Annotated in this window: 18 protein-coding genes; 8 read left to right on the top strand and 10 right to left on the bottom strand. The window is 67.9% G+C overall.

Annotation, left to right across the window (positions count from 1 at the left end):
* On the top strand, positions 1-1,379 hold a 1,379-nt coding region (locus IBL25_RS08320), incomplete at its 5' end, for a right-handed parallel beta-helix repeat-containing protein (protein WP_187778087.1).
* A gap of 105 nt (positions 1,380-1,484) precedes the next feature.
* Here the strand turns inward: IBL25_RS08320 and IBL25_RS08315 are convergent.
* The 4 genes from IBL25_RS08315 to IBL25_RS08300 are packed head-to-tail and all read right to left on the bottom strand — an operon-like array spanning position 1,485 to position 7,259.
* Complete coding sequence (locus IBL25_RS08315) at positions 1,485-2,771, bottom strand: MATE family efflux transporter (protein WP_187778086.1); 1,287 nt, start codon at positions 2,769-2,771, stop codon at positions 1,485-1,487.
* Positions 2,761-4,023, bottom strand: a complete 1,263-nt coding sequence (locus tag IBL25_RS08310) for a glycosyltransferase family 4 protein (RefSeq protein WP_187778085.1) — start codon at positions 4,021-4,023, stop codon at positions 2,761-2,763. Before IBL25_RS08310 ends, IBL25_RS08315 begins: the two co-directional genes overlap by 11 nt.
* Entirely contained in the window at positions 4,020-4,997 is a 978-nt protein-coding gene (locus IBL25_RS08305) for an NAD-dependent epimerase/dehydratase family protein (protein WP_187778084.1), read from the bottom strand. The genes IBL25_RS08310 and IBL25_RS08305 overlap by 4 nt, the downstream gene beginning before the upstream one ends.
* Positions 4,998-5,000: 3 nt before the next feature.
* On the bottom strand, positions 5,001-7,259 hold the full coding sequence (locus tag IBL25_RS08300) for a GumC family protein (RefSeq protein ID WP_187778083.1): 2,259 nt from the start codon (positions 7,257-7,259) through the stop codon (positions 5,001-5,003).
* 649 nt (positions 7,260-7,908) lie between these two features.
* Here IBL25_RS08300 and IBL25_RS08295 point away from each other — a divergent pair.
* The 4 genes from IBL25_RS08295 (at position 7,909) to IBL25_RS08280 (ending at position 13,251) form a co-directional block, all read left to right on the top strand.
* Positions 7,909-9,375, top strand: a complete 1,467-nt coding sequence (locus IBL25_RS08295; protein ID WP_187778082.1) for an exopolysaccharide biosynthesis polyprenyl glycosylphosphotransferase — start codon at positions 7,909-7,911, stop codon at positions 9,373-9,375.
* Between the two features lie 53 nt (positions 9,376-9,428).
* On the top strand, positions 9,429-10,571 hold the full coding sequence (locus IBL25_RS08290; protein WP_187778081.1) for a UDP-glucuronic acid decarboxylase family protein: 1,143 nt from the start codon (positions 9,429-9,431) through the stop codon (positions 10,569-10,571).
* 36 nt (positions 10,572-10,607) lie between these two features.
* Positions 10,608-11,705, top strand: a complete 1,098-nt coding sequence (locus tag IBL25_RS08285; protein ID WP_187778080.1) for an NAD-dependent epimerase/dehydratase family protein — start codon at positions 10,608-10,610, stop codon at positions 11,703-11,705.
* A 205-nt stretch (positions 11,706-11,910) separates the two neighbouring features.
* Positions 11,911-13,251, top strand: coding sequence for a UDP-glucose dehydrogenase family protein (locus IBL25_RS08280; protein ID WP_187778079.1), 1,341 nt, complete (start codon positions 11,911-11,913; stop codon positions 13,249-13,251).
* Positions 13,252-13,316: 65 nt separating this feature from the next.
* Here IBL25_RS08280 and IBL25_RS08275 read toward each other — a convergent pair whose 3' ends face one another.
* The 6 genes from IBL25_RS08275 to IBL25_RS08250 form a co-directional block, all read right to left on the bottom strand.
* Positions 13,317-14,132: a transglycosylase SLT domain-containing protein gene (locus IBL25_RS08275; RefSeq protein ID WP_187778092.1), complete on the bottom strand. Its 816-nt coding sequence runs from the start codon at positions 14,130-14,132 to the stop codon at positions 13,317-13,319.
* 50 nt (positions 14,133-14,182) lie between these two features.
* The gene (locus IBL25_RS08270; RefSeq protein ID WP_187778078.1) at positions 14,183-14,794 is read right to left on the bottom strand and encodes a polysaccharide biosynthesis/export family protein; all 612 of its coding nucleotides are present in this window, start codon (positions 14,792-14,794) and stop codon (positions 14,183-14,185) included.
* 113 nt (positions 14,795-14,907) lie between these two features.
* The gene (locus IBL25_RS08265; RefSeq protein ID WP_187778077.1) at positions 14,908-16,242 is read right to left on the bottom strand and encodes an outer membrane beta-barrel protein; all 1,335 of its coding nucleotides are present in this window, start codon (positions 16,240-16,242) and stop codon (positions 14,908-14,910) included.
* A 19-nt stretch (positions 16,243-16,261) separates the two neighbouring features.
* On the bottom strand, positions 16,262-17,236 hold the full coding sequence (locus IBL25_RS27525; protein ID WP_187778076.1) for a LuxR C-terminal-related transcriptional regulator: 975 nt from the start codon (positions 17,234-17,236) through the stop codon (positions 16,262-16,264).
* 593 nt (positions 17,237-17,829) lie between these two features.
* On the bottom strand, positions 17,830-18,669 hold the full coding sequence (locus IBL25_RS08255; RefSeq protein ID WP_187778091.1) for a WecB/TagA/CpsF family glycosyltransferase: 840 nt from the start codon (positions 18,667-18,669) through the stop codon (positions 17,830-17,832).
* 343 nt (positions 18,670-19,012) lie between these two features.
* The gene (locus tag IBL25_RS08250; RefSeq protein ID WP_194433650.1) at positions 19,013-20,284 is read right to left on the bottom strand and encodes a right-handed parallel beta-helix repeat-containing protein; all 1,272 of its coding nucleotides are present in this window, start codon (positions 20,282-20,284) and stop codon (positions 19,013-19,015) included.
* Positions 20,285-21,531: 1,247 nt separating this feature from the next.
* Between IBL25_RS08250 and IBL25_RS08245 the strand changes: the two genes are divergently transcribed.
* From IBL25_RS08245 to IBL25_RS08235, 3 genes are read left to right on the top strand one after another with little or no spacing between them, the layout of a single operon-like run.
* Entirely contained in the window at positions 21,532-22,128 is a 597-nt protein-coding gene (locus IBL25_RS08245; RefSeq protein WP_187778074.1) for a TetR/AcrR family transcriptional regulator, read from the top strand.
* Entirely contained in the window at positions 22,125-22,895 is a 771-nt protein-coding gene (locus IBL25_RS08240) for an ABC transporter ATP-binding protein (protein WP_187778073.1), read from the top strand. The genes IBL25_RS08245 and IBL25_RS08240 overlap by 4 nt, the downstream gene beginning before the upstream one ends.
* Positions 22,892-23,626 carry an ABC transporter ATP-binding protein gene (locus tag IBL25_RS08235; protein WP_187778072.1) on the top strand — a complete coding sequence of 245 codons (735 nt, stop codon included), beginning with the start codon at positions 22,892-22,894 and terminating at the stop codon, positions 23,624-23,626. Before IBL25_RS08240 ends, IBL25_RS08235 begins: the two co-directional genes overlap by 4 nt.

Genomic DNA, 23,626 nt, shown 5'->3' with positions numbered 1-23,626 from the left:
TGGCATCCGGCCCGCGGCCGGGCGCGGCCTGCCCGGCCGGCGCCCTCCGCGTCCAGCCCGGCATGTCGCTCCAGGCCGCCATCGATGCCGCGCCACCCGGCGCCAGCTTCTGCATCGGGGCGGGGGAGCACCGGTTGCAGGCGGCCATCCCCAAGGAGGGCCAGCGCTTCCACGGCGAGGCCGGTGCGCTGCTGAACGGTGCCCGCCTGGTGACGGACTTCGTGCGGGAGGGGCCATACTGGGTCGCGCGCGGCCAGGGCCAGCGTGGCGAGCACCGGCCCGAGGTGATCTGCCTGCCCGGGCGGGAGCGCTGCTCCTATCCCGAGGCCTTCTTCATCGACAACAGGCCCTTGCAGCATGTGTCCCACTTGCGGGAGCTGGCGCCGGGCCGCTTCTTCTTCGACTACAGCCGCAGCCGCGCCTACTTCCTGGACGACCCGCGCGGCCGGAAAGTCGAGGCCAGCGTCGCGCCCTATGCCTTCCGCGGCGGCGCGCGCGGGGTGATGATCGAGAACCTCACCATCGAGAAATACGCGCCGCCGGTGCAATATGGCGCGGTGGGCTACAATGTTCCCTCGCCCGGCTGGCTGCTCCGCGACAACGAGATCCGGCTGAACTACGGCCTCGGCATCAGTGTCGGCTCAGGCAGCCGCGTGCTGGGCAACCACATCCATGGGAATGGGGAGATGGGGGCGGGCTGCGTCGGCCAGGACATCCTCTTCGAGCGGAACGAGATCGCCTCCAACGGCTATTTCTCGGGTGTCGATCCCAATTGGGAAGGCGGCGGCGGGAAATGCGCCCTGACGCGCGGGCTGGTCGTGCGCGGCAACCATTTCCACCACAACAACGGCTATGGCTTCTGGACGGATATCGACAATACAGGCTCGCTCTACGAGGACAACCTGGTGGAGGACAACCTCGCGGGCGGCATCACGCATGAGATCAGCTTCTCCGCCACCATCCGCCGCAATGTCTTCCGCCGGAACGGCCCCGCCCGGCCCGTCTGGCTCTGGGGCGCCGCGATCCTGGTGCAAAATTCCCGCGACGTGGAGGTCTATGGCAACAGCGTGGACATGACAGGCCGGGGCAATGGCATCAGCCTCGTGCAGCAGGACCGCGGCGCCTATGTCACGGTCAACAACCATGTCCATGACAACACGCTGTTCAGCGGGACGCCGGACCATGGCGCCTCCGGTGCGCTGGCCGACCACGACCTGGAAGGACTGCGCGCCGGCAACAACCGCTTCGACCGCAACCTCTACCGTGTCCGCGACGCCGGGGATGAGCACTGGGCCTGGGTGGATGGCTTCCGGAACTGGGCCGAGCACCGGCGGCACTCGGGGCAGGATGCGGCCAGCCGGGTCGAGGCGGTGAAGTAATCGCCTGAGCCCCGCGCTGGCGGGAGGAGCCCGCGGGCTGCGTCCAAAACATGAAACCGGCGGGCGCGGACGGGGGATTCGGAAACCCGGTCCGCGCCCTCCTGCTCACTTGCCCCGGGGCTGGGCCGCGGCGGCGAGGCCCGGTGGGGGCAGCGGTGAGGCCGGGCTGCCCATCAGCTTCGCCATCGCGCTCCGGCAGGCCGCCAGCCGCACCATATTGGCGCCGATGCCCACGAGGCAGCCGCCGACAAGGCCGAGTTGCCCGACCAGCAGCCAGGAGAGGATCACCGTCGCCACCAGGCCCGTGGCATTGATGAAGGTGGCCAGGCGCAAGGCCACCACGCCATGGAGGAAGCTGACGAAGATATCGGCCACATAGCCCAGCAGGGCGCCCAGCACGAGCAGCCGCAGCACGGTGGCGAGATCCGTATAGCCCGAGCTGGAGCCATAGAAGAGCTGCAGGATCGGTCCCGGCACCGCCAGCACCAGCGCCGCATAGCCCAGGAAGAAGGGCAGCGCGAGATAGGCATAGGAGCGCGCCGCCCGCCAGCCCTCGGCCATGCCCTGCCGGGCCGCGCGCGCCACGGCCTGGGGAATGATGTTGCCGAGGCTGATCAGCAGTGGGTTGGCCATGTTCACGACATTGGCGGCTGCCTGCAACGCGGCCGCCGCCGCGATGCCGCCCTCGAAGGCGACCGTCCAGGCCAGGATCTGGCCGCGTAGCTGCGACAGGATGCCGTTCACCAGCGACCAGCCGGCGCCGAAGGCCCAGAATTCCCTGGCCACCCGCCGCAGCGGCAGCGGCCCCCGCAGCGTGAGTCCGAGCTGCACCCATTGCACCGCCGCCGCGAAGAGCGAGGTCGCCGCCATGCCGAGATAGACCTCGGGCAGTGTCAGCCTGCCCTGCGTGGCGAGGCCGATGACGATCAGCGCCTGGCCGGCATAGCTGATGCTGTCGCCAAGGATCGCCCCCCGGTGGCGGAAGGTGGAGAAGAGGCTGCGGCGCGTCGCTTCCTGCAATTGCCAGAAGACGAAGCACAGCAGGGCGGGTATCGCCAGCTCCGCCCGGCCGAAGGCGAGCAGCACCGGGGCCAGGACCATGCCCAGCACCAGGGCCAGGAGCAGGACGAGCACCAGCGTGGAGCGCATCAGCATGCTCCGCTCCGCCTTGCCGTCCAGGGCTTGTAGCTGGACGGACAGCGGGTAGAGCAGCAATGCGCCACAGGGCAGTTGCAGGGTCAGCATGCCGCCGAGCAGCACGGCGAAGACGCCGTATTCCTCCTGCGGAAGCTGGCGCGCCAGCAGGAGGTTGACGAGAAAGGTTCCGCCGCTGACCACCATCTGGTCAGCCATGGTCCAGGAGCCGCGATTCAGGATCAGGCTAATCCGCATTCGCCTGCTCCGCCGCCCTCTGCCGGAGGGACCGCCTGCCCGCCGGCTTCAGCCCGAGCACGCGGTGATAGCCATCCATCGCCCGTTCCGCCGCGTGTTCCCAGGTGAATTCGGTGGCGACGCGCGCGCGGGCATTCACGCCAAGCTGCCGCAGCCCGCCCGGATCGGCCCCCAGCCGGTCGATGGCCGCCGCGAGCTGCCCCGGATCGTCGGGGTCCACCAGCGCGCCGCAGCTCGCGTCCACCTGATACGGAATGCCGCCGACGCGCGTGGCGAGCACCGGCAGGCCATGCGACATGGCCTCCAGCACCACCAGCGGAAAGGTATCCGCCAGTGTCGGGAAGACAAAGAGGTCCGAGCGCCGGTACATGGCGGCGACATCCTCGTCGCCCACGCGGCCGGTGATCACGATCTGCTGCCCCGGCGCGCAGGCGCGCAGGTAGCGCTCGTAGTCGATCGTGTCGCGCCGCTCCCCGCCGACGATCAGCAGGCAGGGGCGGCGCAGGCGGGTGATGGCCTCCAGCAATTGCGGCAGGCCCTTGTTGGGCGTGTGGTTGGCCAGGAACATGCAGGTGATCTGACCGGGCTGGCGTTCCACCGGAATGCCCAGGCGGCGCAAGGCCGCCGCATCGGCGCCCGGCGCTGCCGGGGCGGGCATGGGCACGCCGTTGCAGACGATGTCGGGCTCGTCATGGAAGCCCATGCCGCGGACGATAGGCACATCCGCCGGGGAGAGCGCGAAGACGGCATTGGCCTGCCGCACCACCCGACTCACCGGCCGCACCACCAGATTCTCCCAGGCGAGGCGCCGCAGGCGGTCGAAGCCATAGATGCGCGCGCCATTCGCCACTTCATTGATGCCGTGGGTGGAGACCACATAGGGAATGCGGCGCGCGATGCAGGCCCGCGCCACGCGCTCCATCTCCAGTGCGGGCAGCGGATTGTGCAGATGCACAAGGTCATAGCCGCCGCGCGCGACGATCTCACTGAGGTCGGAGCGGTAGAAGAGCGTGCTGTAGCGGTCCGCCAGCCGTGACCAGGGAATGCCGCGCGGCCGCCAGCTCCGCACCGGCAGCCGCCGCACCCCGCCGGGGGCGAAGGAGGCCGTGCCAGCGCCCGTGCCATTCATCATGCTGGCGACGGTGATGTCGCAATGGGGCGCCAGGGCCGCGCTCAGCTGCTCGGCGGCGCGGGCGCCACCACTGACCGAGAGATGCGGCGGCACCACCACCGCAGCCAGGACGCGGATCACGTGACCACCTTGCTCTGGTAGCGCTCCGTCAGCCAGCGTGCGAGGTCGGCATTCTGCCACATCTGGGCGAGCACCTCGTCCAGCGTCTGCTGCGGGCGCCAGCCGAACAACTCGCCGATCCGCCGGTTGTCCGCGCGCAGCACGGGGCGGTCCACCTTGCGGATGCGGCTTTCGTCCTGGCGGATCTCGAAGTCAATGCCGGAGACCTGGCGCAGCTTCTCCACCACTTCCGCGACGGAATAGGTTTGGGAGGTGCCGAGATTGACCACCACCGTCTCGCCCGGCTCCACCGCATTGCCCAGCGCGGCGGCCTCGAAGCCGCGTGCCGCGTCCTCCACGCTGATATAGTCCCGCTGTGGCGAGAGGTTGCCGAGGTCGATGACACGGCGGCCGGACTTCAGCTGGGCCATGATCTCGGGCAGCAGATGCGGATTGGTCTCGCCCGGTCCCACCACATTGAAGAGCCGGACGATCACCGCCCGCAACCCACGCTTGGCCGCGATCATGCGGACATAGTTCTCCGCATGCAGCTTGCTAAAGCCATAGATGTCGCTGGGCCCGACAGCCGATTCCTCCTCGTGGTGCGGGCGCTCATCCGGCCGGTAGACCGCGCCGGTGCTCGCCAGCACAAAGCGGGAGCCCGGCGGGCAGGCGAGCAGCAGGTTGAGCGTGCCGAGCACATTCGTGTCCACGGCCAGCTTCGGATGGTCCTCGCATTCCGGGATGTAGTGCAGCGCGGCCAGGTGCACCGTGACATCCGGCGCGAAATCCTCCATCAGCCCCTCGACTTCCTCCGACTGGCGGATGTCGCAACGGAAGAGCTGAAGCTGTGTCCTTTCCTCGGGCGTGAACCGCCAGGGGCCGTAGCGGAGATTGTCGGCGACGCCGACCTCGCCGCTCTGGCACAACCGGCGCGTGAGCTGACGCCCCACATAGCCGTTACCACCCGTGACCAGCATGCGTGCATGCGTCATTTGCTACGTCCTCTCGCGCAGGGAAGGCGAGCGCAGGCCGGCATGCCTGGCCATGCGCTCATAAAGACGGCGCTCCCTCACGTAGAAGGAGCAGTCATCGAAGAGGTGGAGGCGGCGGTGCCGGCGCAGGTTCACCCGCATCAGCACCACGCCATCGACCACCAGGGAATTCTCGCTCATGCGCCGCAGCGCCGCTTCCACGACGCGGCGCCGCGTATGGGCCCAGCGCGCGACATGGATCACGACATCCGCCTGCCGGCCCAGCACGATGCTGTCGGCCACCAGCATGACGGGCGCGCCTTCGAGGATGATGAGGTCGAAGGACTTGCGCGCCTCCTCAAGCTTCGCCTCCAGGGCCGACATGGCGAAGTTGTAGGTCAGGGGCGCGATGTTGGTCCGCGTGCCCGCCGTGCCGGGGGCCGCCTGCTCCGCCTTCGCTTCCCAGCGTGTCCCCTCCTGACCCTGCTCCCGCAGCGGCGCGCCCTCGATGAGCAGCACGCGCTTGCCGGATGCGGTCAGTGCCCGCGCCAGGGCACGGCAGAGCGTGGATTTGCCTTCCCCCGCGATGGAGGAGGTCACCAGCACGGTGCGGCAGCCATGCGCGCTGTTGAAGAGGCCGGCGCCGGCACCCGCCGAATAGACCGCTTCCTCGAAGGCCGCGTGGCCCTTGGTGCGCCGCGCGACGCGGGACAGGGTCGGCATCGGCACTTCCGGCACCATGGCGAGGCAGCGCGTGCCCGCATTGGGCGACAGGTCGCTGCTGGTGCGCAGGCCCTGGTCACGGCGCTCCAGCAGCAGCGCGCTGGAGGTGCCGAGGCCGAGCCCGCCCAGCAGCCCGAGCGCCAGCACCAGGAAGGGGCGGGGGAAGACCGGGATCTGGTCCGGCTCGGCCGGCAGCACCAGCGAGGCCGCCACCGGCCGCAGGTCGCGCGCGGCCAGGGCCTGGTCGTAGCTCTGCTCCAGCGTCGCCAGGCGGTCCCGGGTGGTCTGCACCTCGCGCATCAGGACGCGCAGCTCGCCTTCATGCGACTTGCCGTCGAGCAGCGTGCGCTTCAGGGCTTCCAGCCGCCGGCTGAGATCGGCCTCGGTGTCGCGCGCGGCGGCAAGGTCGCCAGCGATGACGCGCACGGTGCGCCGCAGCTCAGCGTCGATCCGCCCGCGCAGGTCGGCGATGCCCGCCTGCTGCTCCAGCACGCTGGGATGGCGGGCGCCGAAGCGGAGCTGCTTCTCGCCCAGCTCGCGCCGCGCGGTGGCCTCACGCTCCAGGAGCGTGGCGATCAGCGGCGAACTTTGCAGGTCGGCAGCGGAAGGAAGCTGGCCGGAGCGCAGCAGGTCCTGCACCCGCGCCAGCCGCCGCTCCTCGTTCATGCGGGCCAGATTGGCGGCCCCGAGCTGGGCCGTGACCTCCTGAAGCTGCTGCTGTGAGACATTCTCCGGCGTGTTCGTGTCGGACGCGGAGCCGAGCAGGCCGTTGCGCTCGCGGAAGGCCGCCACCTCGGCCTCCGCCGCGCGCAGGGCAGCCGTCATCTCCTCGACGCGCCCGGCCAGCCATTCGGCGCGCCGGCGGGCGGGGTCGTGCACGGAGATGCTCTGCCGCGCGAGGTATTCCTGCGCCACGGCATTCGCGACGCGCGAGGCCAGCACAGGATCATAGGACTGGTAGGAGATGGTGATGAGATAGGAGCGGCTGTCGGGCGCCACGTTCAGCCGCTGCATCACGTCGCGGACGGCCCGGCTGCGGGCGTCATCCTCCGGCACCGCGTCGGCGGGCTCAGGTTCCTCCACCGTGGCGGCGGGCTCCGGCTGATGGCCCAGCACCATGCGCCGGACCCAGTCCAGCTCGCGCAGCAGGGCGGTGCGCACCAGCGCCATGCGGGATTCCCTGGCGGCATAGCGCGGGTCCGATGCCAGGCCCAGGCGATCCACCACGGCGCGCACGACGGCGCGGGAGCGGGCGATGCGCGCCTCGCTCTGGGCCACGGCATTGAGGTCCACCGCCACGGCCAGGGCCTGGTCGCCGCCGGATGCGGGCTCGGGCCGCTGCAGGTCCAGCTTCACGACCGCCTCGGCGGCGTATCGCTTCTCCAGCTGCGTCAGCACGCCGGCGGCGACCAGCACCGACAGCGCGGCCGCCGAGACGATGAGATAGCGGCGGCGCCAGAGCGAGAGGATCGTCGCCACAGCGACATTCTCGCGATATTCGCGGGCCGGCAGCGCCGGCAGACTTTTCCCAAGCGACGTGTCGAAGGTGAACCGATCCACGTGGCGCGTGCCCCTGCTGCAGACCTTGGCTGGCGGGCGTTCACCAACCCCTGGGCCTTATTCTGAGGACGAGGCTGCGCTCTCCCGAGTGGAATTTGGTGGTAGTCGGCTGGCCTTTGGGGCGGCCTGGCGCCTACCTCTTCTGCGCCGCGTCATGGCGGCGCGTGAAAAGCCGCAGACCAGCGCAGGAAATGGCCCGCAGCCGGGCCTGAAGCAGCGGCGCTGGCCGCCATGCCGGGCCGCGCGGCGCCGGTTCTCATCTCCCTTTTCGCCAACGGTTCCGCCAATGCTGGCAAAAGAGCCAGCCCTCTCGCCGTAAAACGGCAAGACAGGGTCCTCGTCCGCCGCTGCTCCTCGCCCATTCGGGGAGAAGCCCCGGTATTGCTGGCGAAAGTGGAGGATATCCGTCTGCGCCCTACTGCCCCGGGCCGCATGGCTTGTACCGGTTGCATGAGGGTCATGAAAGCGGAGGCAGCTGGGAGCCCCATGGTACCGGCGCAGAACCGATCGGCGGCCGACACGGTCGCGAGCAGTCCCATCGACGGATGGGCAGCCCCCAGGGCTGGGCGGCCCGCGGTGCTCGCCTGCCGGCGGGAAGCCGTGGCGTTTCCTCTCGCATCCGCCACAGACCATGTGTGGAGGCCTGATCATGGCTGACACCTCCTCCAAGATCCTGGAGGCGCCGGCCCCCGCACCGCTGGTCCCGCCGGCCTCGCCGGCCTGGCGGCAGGCCCGCATCCCCGGCATCAGCGTCCTGATCCTGGCCCTGGGCGATATCCTGGTGGTGCAGGCGGCGGTGCTGGCGGCGGCGGTGGCCGTCGCCTTCCTCGACCCCGCCGCCGGATGGCTGGGGGAATGGACCCCGGCCCTCGGCATCGCGGCCGCGCTGGCCGCCATTGTCGCGAATTCGTCGCTCGGCCTTTACGACACCGCCGGCAGCGGCCCGATCGAGCGCTTCCGCTTGCGCGTCTTAGGCGCCGCGCTGCTGCCCTGGCTGGCGCTGGCCCTGGCCGCGCTGGCCGGGCTCGCCGCCCTGCCGGCCTTCCTGGTGCTGGTGCCCGCCGGCCTCCTGGCGCTGCCCCTGATGCTGCTCTCCGAGACGCTGCTGCGGCAGTATCTTATCCGCAGGTCGGCCTGGGGCAGGACGGCCGTGCTCATCGGCTCGCGCAGCGCCACGGCACGCCTCGCATCCCATCTGGCGATGCGCCCGGAATTCGGCCTGCGCCCGGTCGGCTATGTGGCCGAAGCGGAGCCCGATGCGGAGGCGCATCCGCTCACCCGCCTCGGCTCCCCGGCGGCAGCGGAACACCTAGCAGGCTCGGCGGAAGTGGCGATCATCGTGCTCTCGCCAGGGCTTTCGCCGCCCGACCCGACGCGCCTGCCCTTCCGGCGGGTCATTGTCCTGCCCGAGCTGGGCGGCGTGCCGGCGCTTTGGCTGTACCCGCGCGGGCTGGGCGACGCCTCGGGCGTCGAGTTCTCCAATCCCTCGCGGCGGGAGGCGGCGGCCCTGGCCAAGCGTATCTTCGATCTTTGCATCGCGGTGCCGGCGCTGCTCGTCAGCCTGCCGCTCATCGCGCTGCTGGCCATGGCGATCAAGGCCACCAGCCCCGGCCCCGCCTTCTATGTGCAGCGCCGTGTCGGGATGCGCGACGGCTCGGTCTCCGTGCTCAAGCTCCGCACCATGCATGTGGATGCCGAGCAACGGCTGAAGGACCTGCTGGAGCGTGACCCGGAAGCACGGCGCGAATGGGAGCGTTGCGTGAAGCTGACGCGGGACCCGCGCGTCCTGCCGGTGGTTGGCCCCTTCCTGCGCCGCACGAGCCTCGACGAGCTGCCGCAACTCTGGAACGTGGTGCGCGGCGACCTCAGCCTCGTGGGACCACGGCCTTTTCCCGCCTATCACATCGACCGGTTCGACCCCGAGTTCCAGGCGCTGCGGGCGAGCGTGAAGCCAGGCCTCACCGGCCTCTGGCAGATCTCCGAACGCAGCGACGCCGACCTCCGGCAGCAGCAGGCGATCGATACCTTCTACATCCGGAATTGGTCGCTGTGGCTCGACTTCTACATCGTCATCAACACGCTACCCGCCATGCTGAGGGCACGCGGCGCCCGCTAGGGCATTGTCCGAGACACGGGCGGAGATCTGGCTTCAACCGAAGGAGACTGCAGATGACGTCACTGAGAAAGCGCGTTCTGGTCACGGGCGGGGCCGGATTCCTGGGATCGCACCTCTGCGAACGCCTCCTGAGGGATGGCCATGACGTGCTCTGTGTCGATAACTTCTTCACCGGCCGCAAGAGCAACATCGCCCATCTCATGGGCCAGCCCCGCTTCGAGGTGATGCGCCACGACATCACCTTCCCCCTTTATGTGGAGGTCGACGAGATCTACAATCTCGCCTGCCCCGCCTCGCCGGTGCACTACCAGTTCGACCCGGTGCAGACGACCAAGGTGAGCGTCATCGGCGCCATCAATATGCTGGGCCTGGCCAAGCGTGTCGGCGCCCGCATCCTGCAGGCCTCCACCAGCGAGATCTATGGCGACCCGACGGTGCACCCGCAGCGGGAGGACTACCGCGGCAACGTCAATCCGCTTGGGCCACGCGCCTGCTACGACGAAGGCAAGCGCTGCGCGGAGACGCTGTTCTTCGATTACGCGCGGCAGCACAAGGTGAAGATCCGCGTTGTCCGCATCTTCAACACCTATGGCCCGCGCCTGCATCCCAGCGACGGGCGAGTTGTCTCCAACTTCATCGCGCAGGCCCTGCGCGGGGAGGACCTGACGATCTATGGTGACGGCAGCCAGACCCGCGCCTTCTGCTACGTGGATGACCTGATCGACGGCTTCATCGCCATGATGGACGCCGACGATTCGGTCACCGGCCCGGTCAATCTCGGCAATCCGCACGAGATCCCGGTGCTCACCCTGGCGGAGCGCGTGGTGGAGCTGACCCGCTCCAGCTCCGGCATCGTGCGGCGGCCGCTGCCGCAGGACGACCCTGTGCAGCGCTGCCCGGATATCACCTTGGCCCGCGGCCTGCTCAACTGGTCTCCCAAGGTGAGCCTGGAGGAAGGCCTCCGCCGCACCATCGCCTATTTCCAGGACGAGCTGGCCGAGAAGAGCGGCGTGCAGGGCGAGAAGGCCAAGCGGATCTACGAGGCCGCCCTGGCCCCTGTCGTGCATCCGATCGTGGCGCCCCCGGTGGTGGGGCTGCAGCCCGGCGCCGGCGTGATCTTCAACAACGGTGCGGAGGCCGTGCCGTCCGGCGTGCCGCTGAAGAACGGAAATGGCGCCGGCAAGATCGGCCTGTAAGGGCCGCGCCGGCGGATATCCTTTTGGAGAGATGATATGACCGTTGCAATCGTTACCGGATCAGGCGGCCTCGTCGGCGCGGAATGCGCCCGGCTCTTTTCCGAGCGCGGCCTGGATGTCGTCGGTATCGACAATGACATGCGGAAGTACTTCTTTGGGGAAGGCGCGAGTACGCACTGGCAGGTGGAGCAGCTGCGCGCCGCCCAGCCGAACTATACGCACGTGAATGCCGATATCCGCAGCGCGGAGGAGATCGACGCCGTCTTCGCGCGCTATGGGCGCGACATCGGCGTGGTCATCCATTGCGCGGCGCAACCTTCCCATGACTGGGCGGCGCGGGAGCCGCTCACCGACTTCACCGTCAATGCCAATGGCACCTTGAACCTGCTGGAGGCGACACGGCGCCACGCGCCCGATGCCGTCTTCATCTTCGTGAGCACCAACAAGGTTTATGGCGACCGGCCCAATTACCTGCCCTTGGTCGAGCTTCCCACCCGAATGGAACTGGACCCCGCGCATGAATGGGCGGCCCATGGCGTGCCGGAGCAGATGTCCATCGACGGCACGCTGCACAGCATCTTCGGCGCCTCCAAGGTCGCGGCGGATGTGGTGGTGCAGGAATATGGCCGCTACTTCGGCATGCGCACGGCCTGCTTCCGTGGCGGCTGCCTGACCGGCCCCGGGCATTCCGGCGCGCAGCTGCACGGCTTCCTGGCCTATCTGATGAAATGCGCCGTCACGGGCTCTCCCTACACGGTCTTTGGCCATGGCGGGAAGCAGGTGCGCGACAACATCCATTCGAGGGACCTGGCGGAAGCCTTCTGGTGCTTCTTCCGCCGCCCGGCTTCCGGCGAGGTCTTCAACATCGGCGGCGGCCGCCACGCCAATTGCTCGATGCAGGAAGCCATTGCCATGGCCGAGGAGATCGCCGGGCGCCCGATGAACTACACCTATAGCGATGAAGCACGCACCGGCGACCACATCTGGTGGATCAGCGATGTGCGGAAGTTCCGCAACATGTATCCCGAATGGAACTATCGCTACGGCATCCGCGAGGTGATGGAAGACATCCATGCGGGCCTGGTGGAGCGCCTGGGCGAGGCGCGCCCCCGGGAAGTGGCGGCGGCAGGCTAGGCATGCGGGGCAGGGCGCGCTTTCCAGGCCGGGACCGCAGGCGAAGGCGCACTACGCGATGCCGGCTCCATGATGTGATGCACGAGAAACGCCTACGAGAGATCAGCGGGTATGGCCATGAAACTCCGGCCCGATCGCCTAGCCGGGGCGCTGCCCGATACCGCCGCGCTCCCGCCGCAACCATTCCCTCAGGAGGAAGCCTGACATGAGGATCGCCATCATCGGAGCCGGTTATGTCGGCTTGGTCACAGGTGCATGCCTGGCCGATTTTGGTCACAGCGTCCGCTGTGCTGACAAGGATCCCGCCAAGATCGATGCCTTGCAGCGCGGGCGGATCCCGATCTACGAGCCGGGTCTCGACGACCTGGTGGCCCGGAACATGGCGGAAGGGCGCCTGTCCTTCGACAGCGACATCAACTGGGCGGTGGCCGGCGCCGATGCGGTGTTCATCGCGGTGGGCACCCCGTCCCGCCGTGGCGACGGGCATGCGGACCTCACCTATGTCTACCAGGCGGCGCGCGGCATCGCGCAGGCCCTGACGGGCTATGCCGTGGTGGTGACGAAGTCCACCGTGCCGGTGGGTACGGGCGACGAGGTGGAGCGGATGATCCGCGAGGCGCGGCCGGACCTGCATTTCTCCGTCGCCTCCAACCCGGAGTTCCTGCGTGAGGGCGCGGCGATCGAGGATTTCAAGCGGCCGGACCGCATCATCATCGGTGTCGAGGATGACAGCGCCCGCGTGGTGATGGCGGATATCTACCGGCCTCTCTGCGCCGGGCATGCTCCCTTGATCTTCACCACGCGCCGCACCGCGGAGCTGACGAAATACGCGGCCAATGCTTTCCTGGCCACGAAGATCACCTTCATCAACGAGATGGCCGATCTTTGCGAGATGGTGGGCGCGGATGTGCGCGACGTCTCAAAGGGAATCGGGCTGGACAGCCGCATCGGGCAGAAGTTCCTCGATGCCGGGCCAGGCTTCGGCGGTTCATGCTTCCCCAAGGATGTGTCAGCGCTGATCAAGACGGCGCATGATCACGGCACCTCCCTCCGCATCGCCGAAACCGTGGCGGAGGTGAACGAGCGCCGCAAGCGGGCCATGAGCCGCCGCGTCATCGCCGCCTGCGGCGGCAGCGTGCGTGGCAAGACCATCTGCCTGCTCGGCCTGACCTTCAAGCCCAATACCGACGACATGCGGGATTCGCCGGCCATCGCGCTTGTCCAGGCGCTGGAGGATGCGGGAGCCTGGGTCCGTGCCTATGACCCGGAAGGGATGGAGCAGGCCGCGCTGATCCTGAACGAGGTCGAATATGCCAGCGATCCCTATGAGGCCGCGCTGGGCACCGATGCGCTGGTGCTCGTCACGGACTGGGATGTCTTCCGCAGGCTGGACCTGAAGCGGCTGCGCGACGGCATGCGCTGGCCGATCATGGTGGACCTCCGCAACATCTATTCGAGCGGTGAGGTGGAGGCGGCGGGCTTCCTTTATACCTGCATCGGCAATGGCCGCTCGCGGCCCTTGCTGCCCCTGATCGCCACGAGCTGACCGGCATGGCGGGAGACCTGCGGCCATCCGCAGGTCTCCCTTTCGCGGCCTTCGTGCCGTGATTCCTAGCGCGCGGTGATCCGTTCGCTGCGCGCCAGCCGCGTCCGGGCCGGAAAGGCCGGCCCCTGCACCAGCCGGGCACGGGGCATCGAAGCGGCCGGCAGCCGCTCCGCCCCGTCATCCGGGCGGCTGCGCTGCCAGAGCGCCGCGATCTGCTCCACCGGGTCACGGGAGGCGCGGGGCCTCTCCTGATCCGTGGCGGTGGCCTGGCCCGCGCGGCCTTCTCCCCTGCGCGCATCGGCCCAGGCGGCGGCCACCCGGTCGCGCCGGAGATCGGCCAGCGACCTCCGGCTGGTCTTCGTCCAGGCAGCGAGCACGCGGTCGCGATAGGCTTCGGACAGGCCCGGCGTCGAGGAATGGTAGCGGCCAATGGCCGTCTCCCAGGTGCCGCTGCTGCCGCGCAGCCGGATCAGGAAGCGGGCGGCGTAGCGGGCATTGGCGGCGGGGTCGAAAGCCTCGGCCAGCGAGCCGAAGGCATCCGGATGATGATGCAGGTTGACCTGCATGCATCCCACGTCGATCAACCGGACGTTCCTGGCCTGCAATGCCTCGACCGCCGCCACGGCTTCCTCGCGCGTGTTGAAGACCATCGGCACGCCCTCGGCGTTGATGGTCCAGGGCCAGGGGATGGCGGCGCCGGAGGCAGGGTCCATGCGGCCCGATTCCACCCGTGCGATCGCCATCAGGATGCCCTGCGGCAGCTCGGCATCGATTTCCGCCGCCATGGCCGCCGGCCGGCACAGGTCCTCCATCTTCCGGGGCGGGGGCGATGCGGCGAGCGCCGCCCCCTGCTGCAGGAGGATGAAGCCGAGCACGGCCATGCCGTGGCGCCAGCGGCGGGCCGGCCCCCCGGGGCATGGCGGCGCCATGGTCAGAAACGCCGTTCGAAGACGTTCACGACATCCCCCGGCTGCAGCAGCGCGGAACGTCCGGCGCGGTATTCGTGGGCCTGGCCATCTTCCCCGATGCGGGTGAGCCCGACGTAACTGGTCACGGCGCGGTAATTGAAGCCGCCGACCGTGGCCACCGCCGACAGCACTGTCATGCCCGGCTGGTAAGGGGTCTGCCCGCCGCGCTCCACCATGCCTAGCACGAAGACCGGGCGATAGGTCAGGATCTCCAGCGCCACGGAGGGATCGTTGAACAGGTCGCGGGAGCGGAGGGCTTCCTCGATCTGCCGTGCGGCCTGCTCGGTGGTGCGCCCCTGCACCGGCACCAGGCCGACCAGCGGCAGGGCCAGGGAGCCGGTATCGCCAACACGGAAATCGCCGGTGAGGCGGGGGTCGTTGAAGACCGTGACCCGGACCTGGTCGCCGGCGCCCAGCCGGTAGGGGCCGGCCGTTTCCTCCGGCATGGGCGGCAGGTCCGCGCCGACCGAGGTGCATCCCCCCAGCAGGGCGAGGGAGAGCGCCGCACCCAGCGCCGCCCGGCGGCCCAGCGGGGAAAGCGGCGGGATGCCACGATGGATAGGTCGGGCCTGCATAGATCCTCCATTTGCCTGATCAAGGCACGCGGTTGCCCCGCCCTGCGGTGATATGCCGCCGGGCCCGGAGCCAAGCGGGGCGCGGCCTCGCCGTGCGGGGATGCGCGGCGGGCTCACAGGGTGAACCTCAGCCGCATCAGAAACAGGTTCTGGTCGAATTCCTGGATGCCGGCCGAAGCCTGCAGCCGCTCGTAGCGCTGGTAGCTGGCCAGCAGGGACACGCGGCGATTGAGGATGAACTGCGCGGAGAGAATGCCCACGGCATCGGTGACGCTCTGGCTCTCCCGGTCGTATTTCCGGTGTTCGCCCCGCAGCTCGGCGCTCAGGATGACATTGCGCAGCAGCTCATGGTCCACGTTCAGCCGCACCAGCGTGCGCGTGTAGCTGACATTGGTGGCGCGGGTGGATTCCTCGATGCTGCGCTGCGCGGTGAGCGTCACCGTGGTGAGCTGCGTGGGCAGGTAGAGGATCTGCCCCTCGAAGGCCGGGCTGGAGCGGTTGCGGAGGGTGGGGTCCTCGTAATCCCGGTGCCGGTAGCCGACCGCGATGCGGAAGCCCCAGAGCCCGGTGAGGTCGTAGCGGATGCCGGCCAGGGCCTCCCAGGTCAGGGAGTCGCGGCTTTCCTGCGCCGTGTGGAGGTAGGAGATATCGGTCACGCGCGCGATCACCATCACGTCGCGGCCGGGCAGGAAGCTGTAGGCGGCGGAGACTTCACCGGTGGTGCGGTCGTAGTCCCGCCCGTCGCCGGCCGCGCGGAAAGGAAAGGCCGTGTCGTCCAGGAAGGCGGCGTCGTTCCCTTCGTAGCGGACGGTCCTGTATTCCGCCGATGCGCCCAGCGTGATCCTGTTGAAGGCGGCGGTGCCGGCGACGGAGAGCACATCGGAATCGAAGGGCAGCGGGCGATTCAGCGTGCTTTGCTGCACGTCGAAATCCGTGACCTCCAGATGGCCGCGGATATGGGAATAGCCGAGGCTGACGGAGGAAGCGCGGCCGATGTCGTAGCGGCCCATCAGCCCCACTTGGTAGTCCGTCCAGTCCAGGCTGCCGGCGTCCGGGTGGCGGCGCGTGGCCTGGGAGGCGCTTACGGCAACGGCATGCCGCGTCCAGTCGCTGGCCAGGGAAAGCTGCGTGGATTCCTGCAGAAAGATGCCGGTCAGGCGTTCCGGCGCCGTGGGGGCGAGGTTGTCGCTGTAGCCCAGCCCCGCCTCGGCCCTGCCATCCAGCCTGAAGCCGCCGAGGCGCACCCCGGCAGGCTCGTAATCCGGCCGCAGCCGGCCAATGACCGTGGGAGAGCGCAGGGTGACTTCCGGCAGGCTGGTCTGCGCCAGGGCCGGGAAGGAGCAGAGCGCGGCAAGGACGGCGGCGATGGCGCCCGCCCCGGCCGGAACTATACAGGCCGGCCTGACCGCCGGCGCGGGGCCCGCGGCTGGCGCGGGCGATGGCCGCATTCGCCGTGTCTTCCTGCGGTTACGGAATGTCATCGGCGATCATGTATCCATTCCCTCGGGCCGGGGCGCCCATACCCTGCGGGCCGGTTCCAGCGGCGCGGCTGTCATGCCCGGGCTCGCGGTCGCGCCAGCGGGGGGCGGCGATGCGCTCCACATCCACATCGTGCGGGACGGTCAGGGGGCGGGGGCGCGCGCTGTCTGCTTCCTCGCCCAGCCAGGACGCGGCGCTGCCATCATCGGCGGCGGCGGCGGCGGAGAGGAGCTTGCTTTCCGGCGCGTTGTTCAGGGCCCAGATGGCGGCCTGCGTCCGGTTCGCCAGGCGCGTCTTCCGCAGCAGCGCCTTGACATGCACCTTCACCGTGGCCTCGGAGATGTCCAGGTCGCGGGCAATGGCCTTGTTGGTGAGGCCATTGATCAGGCATTGCAGGATCTGGTGCTCGCGGCTGGAGAGCAGAGCGCTCTCGCGCGCCACCTGCCGCGGCATGATCTCGGCGGGAGGGGGCGGGGGCGGCACCTCGGCTCCGGCGGCATCCGTCGGCTCCTGCCGCAGCAGCGGCCGCGTCAGCTCCGCCGGCATGATGCACTTGCCGAGCAGCACGAGTTCCAGCGCGCTCCGCAGCACATCGATCGAAATGTCGCGCGAAAGGATGGCCTCGATGCCCGCCTGCATGACTTTCAGCTTGGTCGAGACGCGGCGGCAATCGGTCAGCAGCACCGACTTGGCGTGGGGAAACCGCCTGTGGATGGCTTTGATGTTGTCGAGTTCCTGCTCGACATCCTCATCCGCGCCCAGGTTGTACACGATCAGGGCCAGGGGGCTGTCCGGGGTCTTGTCCTGCAGCGCCTCCTCCAGCGTCCGTCCTGCCCCCACGATCGTATAGGCAGACGAGGTGAGGAGGCGCCGCAGGGCGTCGAGGTAGAGTTGCTGAGGGCTGACGACCGCCACCTGCGCTTGGAGGTTCACGGTCGCGACGCTGCTCTCGGTTATATACACGGTGGTCTCCCTCCGAGGCGCTGAAGCGGGAAAGCCTGGCAAGAAAATCGGAGAAGCATTCAATAAACACTGCCGTTGAAGCATTCTCCTGCAACGAAAATTCCAGTAAAAATACCCGTCATGGTTGTGTAACTCTGCGTTCCGTAAATTCAGACCTTTGTTGGTCTCTCGAAGGTTCTATGAATTGCATCACCATTACTGAACGATTCCAAGGCAAAACAAAGCTGCCTCCAAAGTTCACACGGAAATTTGAAGGTAACCTTGAACAACCGGACTTCAGGTCGCTTGTTTCGGTGCGCCGGAGCGGAAGTTTTCCGGTTTTGCGCCAAGATGCGTGAGGCGCGCTGCCTTCCGTGCAACGTCAATACTATTCGCGTTACTGCAAATATACGGACAGAAGCCGTGATGAAATCGGCATTGTCTGCAACTGCACCATTGTGCCGCGGGCACTGCCTGCTGGCGGCAGGGCATGGCAGGGCAGGCGCCGTTCAGGGGGCTCCCTGGGCGGCTTGAAGCGGCTGGCCCCGCCCCAGGCCGGTTCCTGGGGGCAGGGCCGTCACGGCCTGCCGAGAGGCCGCCGCGTTATCTGAGGTTCAGGCGTAGCCCAGGTGCTTCGGGGCGGGCGTGTCCGGCGCCACGGGCCGGCGCAACCCGGCGGCCTGCAGCAGCAGCAAGGTAATGTAGAGCGGGTTAAGGAACAGGTAACGGCGCCAGAGCCGCCGTGGCTCGCTGGCCAGGCGGAACAGCCATTCAAGGCCGCGCCGCTGCATGGCGGGTGGGGCCTGCGGCAGCCGCCCCGCATGGAAGTCGAAAGCGGCCCCGACAGCCAGCATCGGCATCCGGATCAGGTCCCGATGTTCATAGAGCCAGGTTTCCTGCCGCGGGCAGCCGAGCCCCACAAAGAGAATGCGCGCGCCGCTGGCGGAGAGCGAGGCGGCGATCTCCGCCTGCTCCGCGCGGTCCACGCGGCGGAAGCGCGAAGGCACCATGGCCACGATCTTCAGCCCCGGGATGCGCTGCAGGAGTTTCTCGCGCAAGTCGTCCAGCACCACCTGCTGGCTGCCGTAGAAGGCGACCGGCAGGCCCTCCGCGGCGGCCATCCGGCAGACCCGCAGGGTCAGCTCCGGGCCATAGACGCGGTCGGGGAGCCCGGCCCCGAAGAGGAGGTTCAGCGCCCAGCGGACAGGCTGGCCATCCGGCACCACGAGGTCGAGCGCGTTGAGCCTGCGCCGGTGCTCGGCATCCAGCGCACCGGTCATGACGCCGTGCACCGCCAGCGCGGTCACCGTCAGCGGCCGCCCGGCCTGCGCGGCCTGCCGCACGGCGGCGCAGGCGCTGTTGTAATCCGTCGCGGAGATCCGCACGCCGAGCACCTCGTGGCGTGGCGGCGCCGCGGCGCTTCCTGTTCCTTCGCCTTGAAGCGGCACAGACATTCCCTGCATTGGTCGCTCCTGGTCTTCCCTTGGGCATGGCCGGAAGCGCCCCGCCGCGCGGAGCCGGCCCGGAACTCCCCCTGCCACCTCCGGCAAGGCGGAGCGGCCTGCTTCCTTCGCTCCTCTTCCAGGGCTTTAGCATGAGGGCAGGGGATCGCCCTTTGGTGCAATGGGAGTACCCCTGTCCTTTCGGAACAGGCAGCATGCCAATGCCAGGACCGGAACAAGAGGCGCGGATTCACCGGAGCGCGCCGGGCCGCCGGGCGCGGTTGGCCACGCCCGGCGCATCCTCCGGACGTGACAAATCACGCCCGGAGCTTTTGGCTCATCTGAGGCCGGAGGGTCAGCCGATCAGCAGCGAGCTGCCCAGGTCCTGGCCGACGACGGCGCCGAAGTTCTCGAAGGTGTAGTAGTCACCGAAGGCGAACTGGTCCTCGCCCCCCTCCGACACATGGTACACGTTGTTGTCGAAGCTGTTGCCGCCGGCCAGCATCCGCTCCTCGTCATAGTCGGCCACGGCGCCGACGCCGCCCTCGGAGGTGAGGATCAGCGTATTGTCGTGAACGCTGTTATTGACGGTGACATAGTCGCCGAAAGCGCCCTCGCCACGATCCTGCTGGATCAGGCCAATGCCGTTGCCGCCGCTGCTGGCGTCGATGAAGTTGTTGAAGATCTCGACATCCTGGCTGTTCTGCACCTGTATGGCGCTGCCCCAGAGCCAGGTCAGGCCATTGCCGCCGTTGCCGACAAAGCTGTTGTCGTGGATGCTGGCGGAATAGCTGATCTCGTGGTTGATGCCGCCGGCCGAGTTGTACTCGATCCGGTTGCCCTCATAGGTGGTGTTGACGTTGTCGATATCGGTCCAGAGGCCATAGCCGTTGTTGTCGTGCGAATAGTTGTTCCGCACCATCAACCCGTCGGTCTCGGTGAACTTGCCGCCGCCGCCTTCCCAGAGAACATCGATGCCGGACCAGAAGCCGTTGGAGGCGATCTCGTTGCCTTCGATCAGGATGCCGCCGCCGCCGGCATTCAGGCCCATCTGGCCGTTGTCATGGACGTGGTTGTCCAGGATCTGGCCGTTCCCGCCGATGTTGATGCCGACGCCGTAGTTGAGCCGCACCTCGTTATTGCTGATCACCCAGCCCTCGCCGTTGCCGCTGATGGCGGCTTCCTGGGTCGGGGTGGCATACTTCTCGACGGTCAGGCCGCTCACCGTGACGCCATTGGCGCCGCTGGCGATGGCGAAGGGGCTGACTGCGGCTTCCACCGTCTGGCCATGGGGATCATCGCCGAGGAAGATGCGGTCGGCGTCGTAGTCGAAGAAATAGGTGCCCGACCGCAGCTGGTCGAGGGAATCCACCGGCGTCAGCGGCTGGTCGTTGACATAGACGGCATCGGGGTAGCCGGGGCGCTGGGCACCTTCCGCGCTTTCATCCGTCTCGTGGCGCACGCCCTGCTGGGTCTGGCCTTCCGCGACCCAGTGCCCATCGACCTCGGTGAACTCGGTCAGCAGCCGGGAGCCGTTCAGGACGGCGCCGCTGGCACCTAGGATGGTCTGCCCTTCGAGCGGCTCGATCTGCTGCATGCGGTAGACGCCGGCTTCCAGCCAGAACACGGCGCCTTCGCCGCCAGCCCGCACCGCTTCCTGGATGTTATCGCCAGGATTCAGAACAATCGCGTTTTCCGGCTGATCAACAGAAGAAAGAATAGCCATAATATCTACTCCGAGTCTCATGCAATAATAGTCAATTGCTTCTCATTATCTGAACATAAAGAAGCAAGGACTGGATTTTTTCTATCCGGCTCAGGTCGTCTCGATGTATTCTGAAGTCCTTGAGTCGTGCCTCTACATTCCGGCGCCTGACAGGGTCCGTCAGGGCCGGCCACGACGATACGAATGGCAGGGCAGGAACAGAGGGCGGGACGCAGAGATGCTTCGCCGGACCTGCCGGCGAGGAGCGGCAAAGGAGCCGCGGCCTCGAAGCACCAGAGACATCCTACCCAACCGAGTTTCAGAACATCATCAGGTCAGCACCGCCGGTCCCGCCCTGGGACAGCGCCGCGTAACGCCTCTGGCACACGGGGGCGGGGGCATGCTGGAAGCTCTTTCTCCGCCTCCGAAGCACCAGGAGCCGAGGATCGCAGTCCGGGAACCTTCCAGTGGCTGTCAAGCATCTCATGGGGCTTCCTGCTTTCTGCCGGCCAGGAATGGCTTTGCCGCCTCGCCTGTCCTGCCACGCAACCTGCCGCCGTGAAATCCGCCCTTACCACTCAGGAAACCCGCTTTGCTGTCCACGAATCATATGCTCGTGAAATCAGCGGAAATTCAAGCTTGAGCAACAGAATTCCGCTTTAAGCTTGCGAGAAAGCGTGTATAGAAACGTAAAACGCCCTGCGCTTCTGCGGGTAGGAAGCAGTAACGTCCTGACGGAAAAAGGCTGCCCAGCATTACAGCTTTTCACAAATTTATTGCGAGAAAGCGGGATGAAAAGCTTTGCTGGCTAGCGGCTGTCCACTCCGCTCAACCATTCCGAATAAACCGGCGAGGTAGTTCACCATTTGCTTTTCGCGCCATGACCGGGCGGTCTGGCGCTGAGTAGGACGGAAACGCGCATTGGCGGCAGAAATATTAACGCGCCGATTTCATAAGGCGGCCCGCTGCGCGGCGGAAGGTTCCGGGGGAATGCATTTGCGCGACGCAGGCATGCTGAAAGCTGCACCGCTGCATTGCACAAACTAAGGGCTTTTGTTCGGAAACAAACCGGCTTGACGGTTTTCAAACAGGCTGTGCACTCTTTCGCGGCATCTCAGGGCGGCTTGGTCGTGACGCGAGTTCCGCAACACCGGCGCAGCGCGGAGACCGTGGCAAAGCTGCTCGATGCCACGGTGGACCTGTTGCACGATCGCGGCCTGGCGCGCCTTTCCACCGCCGACATCGCGGAAAGCGCGGGCGTGTCGCGTGGGGCGCTGACGCATCACTTCGACAGCAAGGAAGCCATCATCGCCGATGCGGTCAGCCGGCAGTTGCGCGTCTGCACCGCTGCCTTGCACCGCCATGCGGTGGCCATCCGTGGGTCCGGTGGCAGCAGTGACGACTTGGTCGACTACATCTGGAAGATGATGAACGACCGGCTCTTCTACGTGACGATGGAGTATCTGCCGGAAGCGCGCCACAACCCTGACTTCCGCAGCCGCATCCTGCCCGTGGTGAAGGAATTCCACGAGGGGCTGAATGCCGTGTGGGGCGAGCTGGCCGAGAAATCCGGCGTCGAGGTCGCGCGGGCGCTGGTGCTGATGAATGCCACCATGTGCATGATGCGCGGCATGATCGCGCAGAGCACGGTGAAGGACGACCCGGACTATTTCGCCACCTTGCTGGATTTCTGGAAGGAGCAGGTCAGGCGCGAGTTCCGCGGCGGCCGTTCCACCGAGACGCCGGCGGCGGTGCGCCTGCCATGAACACGGCGCCTCCGCTGCTGGCCGAGAATGTGCATCTCGCCTTCGGCGGGCTGAAGGCGCTGGATGGTGCCGGCTTCAGCGTGCGCCGGGGCCTCGTCACCGGGCTGATCGGGCCCAATGGCGCCGGCAAGACCACAATGTTCAACGTGCTCTCCGGACTCATGCGCTGCCAATCCGGCCGCATCAGTTTCATGGGCGAGCGCATTGAGCGGGAGCGGCCGCACCGCATCGCCCGGCGTGGCCTGGTCCGTTCCTTCCAGATCGCGCGCGGCTTTCCGCGCCTGACAGTCTTTGAGCATCTGATGGTCTATGGCCCGCGCCAGCCGGGCGAGCGGCTCGGCGCTGCCATCCTTGGTTCCGCGGCGGCCCGGCGGCGGGAGGCGGAGCTGGCGGAACGCGCGCTGGCCGTGGCCGCACGGCTGCGCCTCTCGCACCTCGTCGATAGCCAGGTCACCGCGCTGTCCGGTGGGCAGAAGAAGCTGCTGGAGATCGGCCGGGCTTTGATGGCCGAGCCGCGCATGATCCTCTTCGACGAACCGGCGGCCGGCGTGAATCCAACCCTGGCGGAGGAGATCGGCGACCAACTCCTGTCCCTGGCGCGGGAAGGGCTGACCATCCTGATCGTCGAGCATGACATGGCGCTGATCGAGCGCATCTGCCAGCGCGTCATTGTCATGGCCCAGGGCCGCACGCTGATGGAAGGCAGTTTCGACGAGGTGCGCGCCGACCCGGCCGTGCAGGATGCCTATCTCGGGGGGCGACGATGAGCGCGCTGCTCTCGGCGGAGGATATCGTCGGTGGCTATGCCTCCGCCGAGCAGGTGGTGAAGGGCGTCACGCTCACCGCCGATGCCGGGGAACTGGTGACGGTGATCGGCCCCAATGGCGCCGGCAAGTCCACCGCGCTGAAGCTGGTGGCGGGGCTGCTGCGGCCCTCGCGCGGGCAGGTCCGCATCGGCGGCGAGGATGTCGCGGGGCGCTCGCCGCAATCCATCGCCAGGGCCGGCCTCGGCTTCGTGCCGCAGGAGCGCAACATCTTCGGCAGCCTCACCATCGCCGAGAACCTGGAGATGGGCTGCCTCTTCGAGCGCCGCGCGACGCGCCAGCGCATGGAGGAGGCCTTCGCGCGCTTCCCCATGCTGGCCGAGAAGCGCCGTGCCGCCGCGCGCAGCCTGTCCGGCGGCCAGCGGCAGGTGCTGGCCGTCGCCATGGCGCTGATGGGCCGCCCGCGCGCCCTGCTGCTGGATGAGCCCACGGCGGGCCTCAGCCCCCGGGCCGCGAGCGAGCTCTTCGCGCTGGTGCGCACCATCGCCACGGGCGGCATCGCCGTGCTGATGGTGGAGCAGAACGCGCTGGAATCCCTTTCGGTCTCCGACCGTGCCTATGTGCTGGTGGATGGCCGCAACCATCTGGAAGGCCCGGCCCGCGCGGTTGCCGACGATCCCGATATCCGCCGTCTGTTCCTCGGCGGCCGTGCCCACCACCCCGCAGGAGAGTGA

This window comes from Pseudoroseomonas ludipueritiae (genome assembly GCF_014490445.1).
GTDB lineage: Bacteria > Pseudomonadota > Alphaproteobacteria > Acetobacterales > Acetobacteraceae > Pseudoroseomonas > Pseudoroseomonas ludipueritiae.
The sequence above is the reverse complement of the archived record's forward strand: the minus strand, read 5'-3'. Positions and strand labels throughout refer to the sequence as shown.

Bases quoted from the DNA above. Each gene is read 5' to 3' on its own strand.
- IBL25_RS08290 (WP_187778081.1), top strand. From the start codon at position 9,429: ATGACGTCACTGAGAAAGCGCGTTCTGGTCACGGGCGGGGCCGGATTC.
- IBL25_RS08255 (WP_187778091.1), bottom strand. From the start codon at position 18,669: ATGTCTGTGCCGCTTCAAGGCGAAGGAACAGGAAGCGCCGCGGCGCCG.
- IBL25_RS08265 (WP_187778077.1), bottom strand. From the start codon at position 16,242: ATGCGGCCATCGCCCGCGCCAGCCGCGGGCCCCGCGCCGGCGGTCAGG.
- IBL25_RS08295 (WP_187778082.1), top strand. From the start codon at position 7,909: ATGGCTGACACCTCCTCCAAGATCCTGGAGGCGCCGGCCCCCGCACCG.
- IBL25_RS08285 (WP_187778080.1), top strand. From the start codon at position 10,608: ATGACCGTTGCAATCGTTACCGGATCAGGCGGCCTCGTCGGCGCGGAA.
- IBL25_RS08280 (WP_187778079.1), top strand. From the start codon at position 11,911: ATGAGGATCGCCATCATCGGAGCCGGTTATGTCGGCTTGGTCACAGGT.
- IBL25_RS08315 (WP_187778086.1), bottom strand. From the start codon at position 2,771: ATGCGGATTAGCCTGATCCTGAATCGCGGCTCCTGGACCATGGCTGAC.
- IBL25_RS08270 (WP_187778078.1), bottom strand. From the start codon at position 14,794: ATGCAGGCCCGACCTATCCATCGTGGCATCCCGCCGCTTTCCCCGCTG.
- IBL25_RS08240 (WP_187778073.1), top strand. From the start codon at position 22,125: ATGAACACGGCGCCTCCGCTGCTGGCCGAGAATGTGCATCTCGCCTTC.
- IBL25_RS08235 (WP_187778072.1), top strand. From the start codon at position 22,892: ATGAGCGCGCTGCTCTCGGCGGAGGATATCGTCGGTGGCTATGCCTCC.
- IBL25_RS08275 (WP_187778092.1), bottom strand. From the start codon at position 14,132: ATGGCCGTGCTCGGCTTCATCCTCCTGCAGCAGGGGGCGGCGCTCGCC.
- IBL25_RS08305 (WP_187778084.1), bottom strand. From the start codon at position 4,997: ATGACGCATGCACGCATGCTGGTCACGGGTGGTAACGGCTATGTGGGG.